This window comes from Pseudomonas fluorescens, assembly GCF_900636825.1.
Lineage (GTDB): Bacteria > Pseudomonadota > Gammaproteobacteria > Pseudomonadales > Pseudomonadaceae > Aquipseudomonas > Aquipseudomonas fluorescens_BG.
Map to the genome: position 1 here is coordinate 1,895,006 of NZ_LR134318.1, position 12,617 is coordinate 1,907,622.

General features: G+C 58.3%; 9 protein-coding genes. 3 read left to right on the top strand and 6 right to left on the bottom strand.

The window, feature by feature from the left end; translation table 11 throughout:
* Nucleotides 1-67: 67 nt before the first annotated feature.
* Both EL257_RS08725 and EL257_RS28360 read right to left on the bottom strand, forming a co-directional pair.
* On the bottom strand, nt 68-499 hold the full coding sequence (locus EL257_RS08725) for a DUF6896 domain-containing protein (protein ID WP_126361701.1): 432 nt from the start codon (nt 497-499) through the stop codon (nt 68-70).
* The gene (locus EL257_RS28360; RefSeq protein WP_126361703.1) at nt 496-5,274 is read right to left on the bottom strand and encodes an RHS repeat-associated core domain-containing protein; all 4,779 of its coding nucleotides are present in this window, start codon (nt 5,272-5,274) and stop codon (nt 496-498) included. The genes EL257_RS08725 and EL257_RS28360 overlap by 4 nt, the downstream gene beginning before the upstream one ends.
* A 238-nt stretch (nt 5,275-5,512) precedes the next feature.
* Here EL257_RS28360 and EL257_RS08735 point away from each other — a divergent pair, with 238 nt between their 5' ends.
* The gene (locus tag EL257_RS08735; RefSeq protein ID WP_126368035.1) at nt 5,513-6,208 is read left to right on the top strand and encodes an HAD-IA family hydrolase; all 696 of its coding nucleotides are present in this window, start codon (nt 5,513-5,515) and stop codon (nt 6,206-6,208) included.
* A 73-nt stretch (nt 6,209-6,281) separates the two neighbouring features.
* Here EL257_RS08735 and EL257_RS08740 read toward each other — a convergent pair whose 3' ends face one another.
* Complete coding sequence (locus EL257_RS08740) at nt 6,282-7,028, bottom strand: 3-oxoacyl-ACP reductase family protein (protein WP_126361705.1); 747 nt, start codon at nt 7,026-7,028, stop codon at nt 6,282-6,284.
* Nucleotides 7,029-7,154: 126 nt separating this feature from the next.
* Here EL257_RS08740 and EL257_RS08745 point away from each other — a divergent pair, with 126 nt between their 5' ends.
* Nucleotides 7,155-8,078, top strand: a complete 924-nt coding sequence (locus EL257_RS08745; RefSeq protein WP_126361707.1) for a LysR family transcriptional regulator — start codon at nt 7,155-7,157, stop codon at nt 8,076-8,078.
* Between the two features lie 129 nt (nt 8,079-8,207).
* Here EL257_RS08745 and EL257_RS08750 read toward each other — a convergent pair whose 3' ends face one another.
* The 3 genes from EL257_RS08750 to EL257_RS08760 all read right to left on the bottom strand — a co-directional run bounded on the left by EL257_RS08750 (nt 8,208) and on the right by EL257_RS08760 (nt 11,798).
* Complete coding sequence (locus EL257_RS08750) at nt 8,208-8,936, bottom strand: aspartate/glutamate racemase family protein (protein ID WP_126361709.1); 729 nt, start codon at nt 8,934-8,936, stop codon at nt 8,208-8,210.
* A 55-nt stretch (nt 8,937-8,991) separates the two neighbouring features.
* Nucleotides 8,992-10,530 carry an NCS1 family nucleobase:cation symporter-1 gene (locus tag EL257_RS08755; RefSeq protein WP_126361711.1) on the bottom strand — a complete coding sequence of 513 codons (1,539 nt, stop codon included), beginning with the start codon at nt 10,528-10,530 and terminating at the stop codon, nt 8,992-8,994.
* A gap of 527 nt (nt 10,531-11,057) precedes the next feature.
* Complete coding sequence (locus EL257_RS08760; RefSeq protein WP_126361713.1) at nt 11,058-11,798, bottom strand: phosphoadenylyl-sulfate reductase; 741 nt, start codon at nt 11,796-11,798, stop codon at nt 11,058-11,060.
* Nucleotides 11,799-11,962: 164 nt separating this feature from the next.
* On the opposite strand from EL257_RS08760, the gene thrH reads away from it, so the two are divergent.
* Nucleotides 11,963-12,580 carry a bifunctional phosphoserine phosphatase/homoserine phosphotransferase ThrH gene (gene thrH, locus EL257_RS08765; protein ID WP_126361715.1) on the top strand — a complete coding sequence of 206 codons (618 nt, stop codon included), beginning with the start codon at nt 11,963-11,965 and terminating at the stop codon, nt 12,578-12,580.
* Nucleotides 12,581-12,617: the final 37 nt, after the last annotated feature.

A 12,617-nucleotide genomic window follows, 5' to 3' on the forward strand; every position in this document is an offset into this window, starting at 1 on the left:
CGTGGTGAACGGAAATTTTGAAAATAGGTTTAAAGGGCCTGAGCTATCAGGCCCCCCGTATCTTTGTTCAGCCATCTACGGTTGAGTCGATAAGTACATAGAGGTCATCGGAGGGCGACATTTTCTCGATTCTGCCTGCATCTATATAGGTCTTGAACTCTCTCTCAAGAAATTTCATGTCAGTGTATTTTTTATATTTTAAAGGCCTGTCGGTGGCGTACATGTAAAGGCGCCACTCATCAAAACCATCGATCCTGTTATTCGAACCGTAATCGAAGTCCACTGATTCAGTAGGAAAATGGATAGCACAGCCTATGCCGTGTAATTCATATTCAACGCCATCGATGACTTCTCCGCAGCGTTCTATTTGGCCGCTCCTCCAAAGTCTTAGGATGTTTCGAGTGCCAAATTTTTCTTGTAATAGCGTCGTACCTTTTTCCACTTTGTTGAGAAAGTCTTTGATGAGATATCCGAGCGTTGTATCATAATTGTCGTTCATCGTCTTCGCTTAGGCTCCAGTCGATCAAACCCAACATTTTCGGCTGATTCGATTACGTCTTCTATCGTTTCAAAGTTGCTTTTATGTTCTTTTATATTGGTGATCAGTTTCACGATTATTGGCGTTGCTGTTTGTCTCGCCGCCGCTGCGCGATGATGTCCATCTAAAATATATAGAGTACCTTCATGCTCAGCCACATGGATGGGGAAGCGAATATTATATCCGCCGCTGCGCATGTTGCTCGCCGCTGCTTCAACCGATTTAGCTGATTTTTTTCCAGAGATTGCGTGTGTTCGCTTCAAGGATTTTGCGTCTACGCCGTGGATTAATTTCGGTAGATCAGGCTCCCCCTCATCAACCTTAACCCCATCACTCGCCCCGGGCACCTCACACCCAGGCTTATTCGGTGGCGGGCAATTGGAGTTCAACCCCAACGGATCCACCCACCCTGTCGGATTCGGCACATACCGATACTGGTTCAACCCGCCCGCCAATTTCACCGGGTCCGGCGTCAGATATCGCCCCAACCGCGGGTCGTAATACCGATGCCGGTTGTAATGCAGCCCGCTTTCAGCATCGAAGTACTGCCCCTGAAACCTCAACGGCTGGTCCAGATATTCGTCAGCGGCCAGTGTCAGGGCGGCGACCTTGCCGTAGGCGTCGTACTGCGCCGACCAGACGATTTCCCCGCTGTAGTCGGTCAACTCCAGCGGCGTGCCGAGATGGTCGAGTTGGTAGTAAAACGGGCAGGCTTTTTTCGGGCCTTTGCCGTCGAGCAGCGCCAAGGGGCGGAAGGTGCCGGGTTCGTAGACGTAGCTGCGGTATTCGTTCTGGCTGCTTTCGGCGACGATCTGCTCGCCTTGCCAGAAGAACTCGGTGACGACGCCGTCGACAGTTTTGCGGATGCGCCGACCGAAGGCGTCGTATTGATAGGTCGCGGTCTGGCCATCGGGGCGGGTCAGGCCGATCAGCCGGTGTTGGCAGTCGTAGCGGTATTCAGTGACGATTTGTTGCCCGGCGCCACGGCGTTCGCGGATCAGATTGCCGAAGGCGTCATAGTCGTAATGGCGATCGCCTTGCATCAGCAGGCGGTTGCCCTTGATCTGACTCGGGCCGGGGCGGTCCTGCATCAGCAGGTTGCCAGCCGGGTCATGGGCGAACGATTCGGGCAGTTCGTCGCGCGAATGGCGGACGCGGATCAGCCGGTCGAGGGTGTCGTAGCCGTAGGTGCGCTGGCCGTGGCGGGTGTCGGCGATGTGGTCCAGATTGCCGTTGGCACTGTAGGCATAGTCGCGGCGATAAAGTGAATCGTGGGAATGACCGACAGCGTGAGCGAGCAAACGGCCCTGATCGTCGTAAGAATATTCGCTGAGCAGCAGACCTTGCTGACGTTGCTGTTCGCGCCCGGACAGGAAAATGTGCGTGGTCAGTTGCGCGCCGTTGAGGTCGATGGCGCTCAGCGCACCGCCCTTGGCGTGGTGATAATCGAGCTTGCTGTTGTCCGGCAAACGCATCTGCTTGAGCTGGCCGCAGGCGTCGTAGGCATAACGCAGCGTGCCCCAGCCCTGATGCTCGGTGATCAGCCGATCCTGGCGGTCGTATTCGAAGACCAGTGGGTGGTTTTGCCCATCGTCGACGCCAGTCAAACGACCTAGGCGGTCATAGCGATAGCTGACCTTGACTCCGTCCGGCAGGGTTTTCACCAATAGGCGCCCGGCAGCGTCACGTTCATACGCGGTGACCAACTGCGAGCCGACATCGCCGAACTCGGTCTTTTCCAGCAGATGCCCGTTGAGGTCGTAGGCGTAGGCGGTGCGTCGTCCGTCGAAGGCGGTTTCCTGTCGGATCAATCCGGTCGAGGTGTAGTCCAGTCGATATTTTTCACCCGACTCGTTCTCGATCTCGGTGAGCAGCAGTTGCGCGTGGTCATAGCGGTACTGGACCCGCGTGCCGTCGGGATTGATCCGCCGCGAGACCAGGTGCAGGTCATCGTCGTATTCGTAACGGGTGATGCGCCCCAGTTCATCGCGCTCGGCGGTGACCTGGCCGTAGGCGCCGTAGCTGTAGGCGCGGCTGGCGCCGGTAGGAAAAGTCGTCTGCAGCAGTCGGCCAGCGGCGTCCCACTGCTGACGGGTCACTGCACCGTGTTCATCCTCGGTTGTGGTCCGCCGCCCCAGCGCATCGTAGGAAAAGCGCCGCACGCCACCGTCGGGCAGGGTTTCCTCGATCAACTGCCCCAGCGTATTCCAGGCCAGTCGATGCCGGCTGCTGTCCGGATAGCGGATCGACAGCAGCTGGCCGTAAATGTCGTAGTAGTAATGGATGACCTGGCCGTCGGGATCGACCGCTTCCGTAACATCACCTTCGGCGTTGCGCCGATAAGTCCACACCGCGTCGCCGCGTGAACGTCGGTAGAGAAAACCGTTGCGATACTCGTAGGAAGTTGGCGCGTCATCCGGTGGAATCAGCGCGATCAGCCGTCCGACGTCGTCGTAGTGGTATTCAGTGACCGCCCCGAGGGCATCCTGCTCGGCGATCAGCCGTCCTGCTTCGTCGTACGCCTTGAGCTGTTCACCACCGTCGGCCGAGGTCTTGCGCACGAGCCGCGCGCGGTCGTCGTGGACGTAGGTCTCTTCGGTGCCGTCGACGTAGTACACCGTCACGCTGCCGTCGTCGTTCCAGACGTAGCGGGTGTTCATCTGCGAGAACGACGCCCAGTGCCGCACGCAACGCGCCGCTTTGCCCTCGCGCTGCCACTCCCAGAAGAAACTGGCGCCGCCGGTCAACTGCCGTTGCAGAATGACGTGGCTGTCGTCGTAATCGTAGCGTTCGCTGTCGCCGACCGCGTTGGTCGCGGCGAGCAAACGCTGGCGAGCGTCGTAGCAATAACCGGCAAGGTTTTGTTCGGTCGTCCATTCACCCTGAGCGAAGACCTGGTAATCGACCGCCACCAATTGCGCCCGGTCATAACGCAACAGCAGCGCACGACCGGCGCCGTTATCCACACGACTGATCCGATCCTGGCGATCACGATCGATGCGCAGACGATTGCCATAGGCATCGCTGATCGCCGTCAGCCGGCCCGCACGAAAGTGATAAAACCGCGCCGAATCCCCCGCCAGGGCAAGAATCAGCTCTTCGGGTTCAGCCCCAAGGAAAATCGCCGCCCGCGACAGGCTGTTGTGGATCGCAGGGCGCTCGACGTTCGGCAGCGGAAACCGTGTACGACGGTTCTCATGGTCGATCCAGACGACGAAATCGCCTTCGAACACCAGCCGATGCGCCAGCGAATGGCTCCAGCCGAAACCCAGACCGATATCGATCTCGACGGCGCTGCTGCGATACAAGCGGGTGAACTCGAACGGCAGCACGCCATCCAGCACCGCGTCGGTCAGGGTCAGCAATTCTTCGCCAGTGACCATCGACACCGGGCAACCGTTGGTGCAGGTCAGCGCGGCGCAATCGGCGCTGTCGCCGTTGGGGTTTTTCGCTTGGTCAGAGGCGTCGTCGCGGGGTTCGTGGCGCTCAAGGCGCGCCATGCCTTGGGATTTTTCCCGCGCAAGCGGCGCCGGATTCGGCACGTTCAACACCACTGAGTCCGCTTGGCGAATGTTCAGCGGAATCGACGGGGTCGGCTTCAACGCAACCTCGCGGGCATGAACCATCAGCGGCTTCAACACGCTTGCGTGCTGCTTGAGCTCCGGTATTGAAGTCAGTTCCGCCAAGCGCAAAGCCGACGCCGCCAACCACTCCCGCGCCCGTGGCGACTTGATCTTCGCCAAAACCTTGCTGCTCAAACGCAGCGATACGCCAGCGCCGCCCGCCACGCGCACCAACAGGAAACTGATGAGCAACTCGGTGCGAACTTCGGCCACCACTTCGGCGAGGTATTGCGGCGGCAGCATCTTCAGCCAACTGATGAACGCGGCGAGATGAATGAACAGCAACGGTTCGTCGCTCAGCATCAACAAGGCGTTGGCTATCGCCTCGCTTGAAGCCGCAAGCAGTGCCTCAAGTTCGATCTCGCTCAGATATTCAAGGAGCTTTTCGCTGTGTTCCTGCAAATCGGCGATAAGAGCAAACAGTTGCTGGATGTCATCCCAAACCCCGTTCAGGGCTTTTTCCGTGCCGCGCCAGTCGGCCCGCTGCAACTGCCCGTAACGTTCGAGAAAACCGACGCTGGAAAACTCCGTCCACTGCGGCTGAAATTCCGCCCACTCTCCCCGCAACCAGCGTTCCAGGCCGGCAATCACGCTCTCATAGGAGCCATACAACGCTCGCACATGAGCAGTGGAAACATCGGGAAAGAAGGTGATGCGATAACGCTGGCCCTGATCGCAATCATTCACTTGCAGAATACCGCTCGGCCCGATGGTGTGACGCAGCGGTTCGCCGAAGGTCCGCACACCACCGTCGTCACTCAGCAGCGGTTCGAGCGTCACCGGGGTATCGCCGATCGGCACGAAACGCGCGGCTTCGAACATGTGCACCAGCGTCAGCGGGCCATCAGCCGGGCACATCGCCACCGAAGAACTGATGGGTTTGCGCGAACTGATCGGAGCGCTCAACTGCACATCGTTACCGACCTTGAACACCTGTTCGATGTCCAGCGCGTTCCCGGTCCAGAACTGTTCGGCCCACGCCTCGTAATCGTTCAGGCACAGGCGGAACTCGCCCAGGAGGGCTTCGAAATCCGGTTGTTTGGGGTTCAGAGCGGCAAGCACCAGCAAACCGATGCTGTTGTTCAGGGCCAGTAGCCGATCAGGTTCAAACATTCGCAGTCGCTCGCGCATATGAAAAACAGGAGCGCGGACTTTGCGGGGGATCAAACAGGAAAGAAGTCGGGGAAGTAGGCGGTGTCTGTAGGAGTTTTCGCTAAATACGAAACGCGCGCCGTGGGCATTGCCCGTTGCTCAATGTCCACCAGCCTCGCTATGCTGCTGAACCCATTAATCAGATCCGAGCAGCGACCTGTTGCAGGCGCCCGGAATGTCTTTGATAACGGATCCGATGATGAATGCACCGCTGAAGGCGTTCGGCCCGATCAAGGCCGTGATTTTCGATATGGATGGTTTGTTGCTGGACACGGAGGGCATTTACACCGAAGTCACCTCGATGATTGCCGGGCGTTACGGGCGAACCTTCGACTGGAGCGTCAAGCAGAACATCATCGGTCGCGGTGCCAATGACCTGGCCAATTACGTGGTGCAGGCACTGGAATTACCGATCACCCCGGCAGAATTTCTGGCGATTCGCGAGCCGTTGATGCGCGAGCGCTTTCCCAAGGCCCAGGCCATGCCGGGTGCCGAAGCGCTGGTGCGTCATCTGAAAGCGCACAACATTCCGATTGCTGTCGGCACCAGTTCGTCGCGGCAGTCGTTCGGTCAAAAAACCACGTTGCACCGTGACTGGTTCGCGCTGTTCGATTTCATTGTCACGGCGGATGATCCGGAAGTCGGCGCGGCGAAACCGGCGCCGGATATTTTTCTAACGGCGGCCCGGCGGCTGGGCGTCGCGCCGGAAGACTGTCTGGTGTTCGAAGATTCGCCATTCGGCGTGACCGCGGCCAAAGCGGCTGGCATGACCGCCATCGCTATCCCCGACGCAGCGATGGCCGATGAAAAATATGCACACGCCGACGGCATTCTTCGAACGTTGAAAGCGTTTACGCCTATCGCATTTGGCCTGCCAGCGCTGGAATGGGCTTGATCTTCAACAACAAAAACGCCGCCCTTGTGTAAAAACAAGGGCGGCGTTTTTTTGTACGGTTCTAGCAGGATTATCAGGCGCCGAAACCACCATCGATGGTCAGGCTGGCACCGGTGATGTAACCGGCTTCCGGCCCGGCCAGGTAGGCGACGAAGCTGGCGATTTCATCGGCGGTGCCGTAACGACCCACGGCCATCAGCGGGATCAGGCTGTCGGCGAAGTCACCATGGGCCGGGTTCATGTCGGTGTCGACCGGGCCGGGCTGCACATTATTGATGGTGATGCCGCGCGGCCCGAGATCGCGTGCCAGACCTTTGGTCAAACCGACCAGCGCCGATTTGCTCATCGCGTAAACACCGCCACCGCCAAAGGGCATGCGATCGGCGTTGGTGCTACCGATGTTGATGATGCGCGACCCTTCGCCCATATGCTTGGCCGCTTCCTGCGAAGCGATGAACACGCTGCGCACGTTGATGGCCAAGGTCTGATCGAAGTCTTCCAGTTTGAAATCTTCCAGCGGCGCGATGGCCAGCACGCCGGCGTTGTTGACCAGAATATCCAGGCGACCAAAGGCTTCGACAGTGGTGCTGACCGCGTGGCGAATGGCGCCAGCATCGGCGCTGTCAGCCTTGATCGCCAAGGCTTTGCCGCCACCGGCGGTGATGCTGTTCTGCAACTCTTCGGCTTTGGCCGTCGAGCTGACATAAGTGAAGGCAACCGCAGCGCCTTCAGCGGCCAGACGTTTGACGATCGCAGCGCCGATACCACGGGAACCGCCTTGAATCAGAGCGACTTTGCCGCTGAGGTGTTGAGTGGTCATGTTCGATCTCCAGAATCTTCAAGGCGGAATGCCTTGTTGTTGGTGCCGAGTATCGGCGTGGCATCGACAACCGTGTAGACCATGATTGCTATAGTCTGTGTAAACCAAAAGTTTATAGTGGCGATCATGGAAACGTTCAGCAGTATCGAATGCTTTGTGCGCAGTGCTGAAGTGGGCAGCTTTGCCGAGGCCGCGCGGCGCTTAAGTCTTACCCCGGCAGCGGTAGGCAAAAGCGTGGCGAAACTGGAAGCGCGGCTCGGCGTGCGGCTGTTCCAGCGTAGTACACGCAGCCTGACCCTGACTGAAGCCGGCCAGCTGTTTTTGAGTGAGGTCAGTTCCAGCCTGACAACGATCCAGAACGCCGTCGCCAATCTCGCCAGCGCTGGAGGGCAACCGGCCGGCACACTGAAAGTGAGCATGGGTACGGTGTTCGGTCGTCTGTATATCGTGCCGTTGCTCGGCGAGTTTCTGCGGCGTTATCCGGCGATCAATCCGGACTGGAATTTCGATAACCGTCAGGTCGATCTGATCGGGCAGGGCTTCGATGCGGCGATTGGCGGCGGCTTCGAACTGCCACAAGGCGTGGTCGCGCGCCGATTGACTCCGGCGCACCGGGTGCTGGTGGCATCGCAGGATTACCTGCAAAGTCATCCGCCGATAACGCATCCCGATGATCTTGCACTGCACGACGGGATTCTGATTCGCTCACCGCAAACCGGGCGGGTGCGTTCGTGGCAACTGACTCACGCCGATCAGCAGCATAGCCCCTTGCTGCTCAGAGCGCGGATGACCATGAGCGATTCCGAGGCGGCGTGTGCGACAGCCCTGCAAGGGTTGGGCATTGCCTTGGTGAGTATGCCGTTTGCGGTGGGTTATCTTGAGGCGGGGACGCTGCAGCGTGTGTTGCCGGAGTGGTTTGTCGATGACGGTAACATTTCGATTTACTACGCCGAGCATAAACTGTTGCCGGGCAAGACTCGGGCGTTCGTTGATTTTGTGATCGAGCAATTTGCACAGCAGGGATTGGCGCGGCGGTTTAGCGCGGTTTGAGTAATGCATCAGACCGAGGCGCGGCATTCGCGAGCAAGCGATCCCACAGCGTTTGTGTTGAACCAACATCTTGCATACGACACAAAACCTGTGGGAACCGAGCTTGCTCGCGATGAACGATGACGCGGTCTACCGGGCAAACCGCCCCGGCCAGCCAATAATGTTTTTCGGCCGCGGCGTCGCATAAGTCCGCACCTTGGACGTCGACAACTTCAACCGCACCAGCGACTCGGCAATCATCACTGCCGCGGTCACCCCGTCCACGACCGGCACACCGGTACGCCGGCGAATTTGCTCATCCAGCCCGGCCATGCCGCCGCAACCCAAACAAATCACCTCTGCTTTATCCTGCGTCACCGCCAGCTCGGCCTGTTGCACGATCGCTTCCAGCGCACGCTGCGGCTCATGCTCCAGTTCCAGCACCGCCAAACCGCTGGCCCGAACCGACGCGCATCGATCCCACAACCCCGACAGTTTCAGCCGGTCCTCGATCAACGGTACGGTGCGATCCAGGGTGGTCACCACCGAATACGCGTGGCCGAGGAACATCGCAGTACTCGCGGCGGCATCGGTGATGTCCACTACCGGCACATTGAGCAGCTCCTGCAGACCTTCGCGCCCATGCTCGCCATATCCGGCCTGAATCACTGCATCGAACGGCTGATCGTAGGACATCACTCGATCCATCACCGCGATGGCGGCGAGGTAGCTTTCGAAGTTGCCCTCAATCGAATCGGCGCCGAAGTAAGGCGTGAGCCCGACAATTTCCGTTCCCGGTGACGCGACGGCCTGCGCCGAACGCGCAATAGCTTCAGTGATGGACTCGGTGGTGTTGACGTTGACCACGAGAATACGCATGGAAAAATCCTTATAGCGGGCAGTTCTGCGGCCCGAAGAGCGGGCCGCAAGGGAGTTAATGGCAGACGTTGTCGACCGCGATGGCTTCGCCACTGACGTCGGCGTAGTGCGGCTGGCGCTTGGCGATGATCAGGTAGAGCATTCCGGCAATACCGGCACCGATCAGCCAGGAGAACGGCGAAACGCTGTGGAAACCAGGAACGAGCGCGAGGACGATGGCGATCAAGGCAGCAGGAATAAACGCCGCGACCGCCCGGAAATTGATACCGCGGCTGTAGTAATAGGCACCATTGGGATCTTCGCTGTAGAGCTGCGGGACGTTGATCCGGCCTTTGCGGATCAACCAGTAGTCGACCATGATCACGCCGTACAATGGGCCAAGCAGGGCGCCGAGGCCGGACAGAAAATAAACGATCACCAACGGGCTGTTGTAGAGATTCCACGGCAGGATCAACACCGCGATGGTTGCGCTGATCAGGCCGGCGCGGCGGAACGTGAGGTATTTGGGCGCCAGGTTGCTCAGCACGAACGCCGGAGCAACGAAGTTGGCCATGATATTCACCGCCACCGTGACGATCAGGAACGCCAGGCACCCGAGGACCAGAAAGAACGTGTTGGGAATCGAGGCGATGATTTCGGTCGGGCTCTCGATGATCCGGCCATTGATTTGGAACTGCGCGCCGCACAGCAGGACGGTGATCGCGGCGAACACCAGAATATTTACCGGCAAGCCCCAGAAATTTCCGACCTTGATGGTCTTGCGGCACGGCGAAGAGCGAGCGAAATCGCAGAAATTGAGGATTAACGTGCCATATATCGCCAGCCACAAAGCGCCGCCGGCAAAAATGTTGCGCCACATTTCCCCGCCAGTCAGCGGTTCGCGGATCGACCAGGCGATGGTGGCATTGGCCTGAAAGTACATCCATCCGGCGAGGGCGGCCACCGTCAACAGGATCACCGGCCCGGCAAATGCCTCATAGCGGCGAACCATTTCCATGCCGTACGCAAGAATCGCCAGTTGGACGAACCAGATCGCCACGAAGCACACCCAACCCAACGTCGACAGGCCAAGAATCGAGTTGTGGTCGTATTCGGCGAAGCCGGGATGCACGGCCGTGAGCAATACGCGAAACACCACGGAGGCCAGATACGTCTGAATACCGAACCAGGCGATGGCGATAACGGCCCTGATCAATGCAGGAATTTGTGCACCGTGGATGCCGAAACTGATCCGGCTGATCACTGGAAACGGCACCCCGGTTTTCTGCCCCATGTACCCGGACAGGTTCATGAAGAAGTACACCAGGGCCGCGCCGATTCCCAGTGACAACATAATCTGCCAGCCGCCCAGGCCCAAGGCGTAGAGACCGATGGCGAAGGAGTAGTTGGCGATGTTGTGCACATCGTTCGTCCACAGCGCAAAAATGCTGTACTTGCCCCAACGCCGGCCCTCGGCCTTGGTCGGCGCCAGATCGTTATTGTGCAGGCGCGGGCTGAGTTGTAACGGCTCGGCCAGACCGTCATGGGGTAACGGCTGGTCGACGGCAGAGGCGGGCAGATTCAGCGCGATGTTATTCGAGATACTTGTACGCATTCCGGCAGGCTCCTGATGTTCAGGGCCGCGATGACTGTGCGTAAGCCGTCAGGCTCGACAAATCTTCGTCGCGGCGGTGAAAAACATCATTGGTTACGGGGCATCTGCAGCCTGTACGGGATAGGGCGCTTCAGGCTTGCGGATCGAAAGTGTGCATGTTTTGCGGTTTTGTATACAAAACATGTATGCACTAAAGCCAGATCTGTGCCAGTTGCGGATCTATGCGCGGCCTTCCTCATTTCGAAAAGTTATCGATACGCACTAAGTCTCTGAAAATAGGCGGATAAAAATTGACTGTTCGAACAGGTATTTATTTTTGATGAGGGATTTTCAGAAGAGGCTGGCGAGAGAGGTTTTCAGGCGGGATGTAACTTTTCAGGGCGCGGAAACAAAAAAGTGCACACACAAATGGCACCGATGGTGACATTTGTGTGTACACATTTTTGGAGATCAAGAAATCGCAGCCTGCGGCATCTCCTACATGCGCAAGCGGTCCCTGTAGGAGCTTCCGAAGGCTGCGATCTTTTTTAGATTTTGGATTTGCTAATAATATTCCCGGCATGCAGCCCGCATTCCTTCTGCGTGGCTTCTTCCCACCACCAACGGCCTTCACGCTCATGCTGGTTCGGCAAGACAGGGCGGGTGCACGGTTCGCAGCCGATGCTGATGAAACCGCGCTCATGCAGGCTGTTGTAAGGCAGTTCAAGCATGCGGATGTAACCCCAGATCTCTTCGCTGCTCATTTGTGCAAGCGGGTTGAATTTGTACAGGGTGCGCTCCGGCGTCGAGAATGCCGTGTCGATTTCCAGGACTGCCACGGCGCTGCGGGTGCCCGGGCTCTGGTCGCGGCGCTGGCCGGTGGCCCAGGCTTTGACGCCGGAGAGCTTGCGGCGCAGCGGCTCGATCTTGCGGATGCCGCAGCATTCGCCATGACCGTCCCGGTAGAAACTGAACAGGCCTTTTTCCTTCACGAACGGTTCCAGTTTCGTGTAGTCCGGCGAGACGATTTCGATGTCGATCTTGTAATGCTCGCGCACCTGTTCAATGAACCGATAGGTCTCCGGATGCAAGCGGCCGGTATCAAGGCTGAACACCTTGACGTTCTTGTTCAGCTTCCAGGCCATGTCCACCAGCACCACATCCTCGGCACCGCTGAAAGATATCCACAGATCATCGCCGAACTCGGCAAAGGCGAGTTTGAGGATGTCTTGGGCGGATTTATTGGCATAGGTCGTGGCGAGTTCCACGACGTCGAACGTTGGGCTCATCAGGGCGGCTTCCTACAGGTCGGTGGCGCTGGGCGCTCTATATGGGGCCGATGGTAACAAAAACCTGCGCGGCTCGGGGCGTGCTGTGCGTTGCGCGTCGGCATTCGAGTCGCTAGAGTTCGGCCTCGCTCGACTCACATAATCAATACAAACGGGAGTGTCTTGTGGAAATTGCTTGCCTGGATCTTGAAGGGGTTTTGGTACCGGAAATCTGGATCGCCTTCGCCGAAAAAACCGGAATCGACTCCCTCAAGGCCACCACCCGGGACATTCCCGATTACGACGTGCTGATGAAGCAGCGGCTGCGCATCCTCGATGAGCACGGCTTGAAGCTGTCGGATATTCAGGAAGTGATCGCCACGTTAAAGCCGCTGGATGGCGCCGTGGAGTTCGTCAACTGGCTGCGCGAACGCTATCAGGTTGTGATTCTGTCGGACACGTTCTACGAATTTTCGCAGCCGTTGATGCGTCAGTTGGGCTTTCCGACGCTGCTTTGCCATCGCTTGATTACTGACGAAAGCGGTCGCGTTACCAGTTATCAGCTGCGCCAGAAAGACCCCAAACGCCAGTCGGTGCTGGCGTTCAAAAGTCTGTATTACCGGGTGATCGCGGCGGGGGATTCGTACAACGACACGACGATGCTGGGCGAAGCGGATGCCGGGATTTTGTTCCACGCGCCGGACAACGTGATTCGCGAGTTCCCGCAGTTTCCGGCGGTGCACACGTTTGAGGAGTTGAAGCGCGAGTTCCTCAAAGCCTCAAACCGCGACCTCAGCCTGTAGGTGGCCCGACTTTTCCCACGAAGAGGGTAGGAACGAT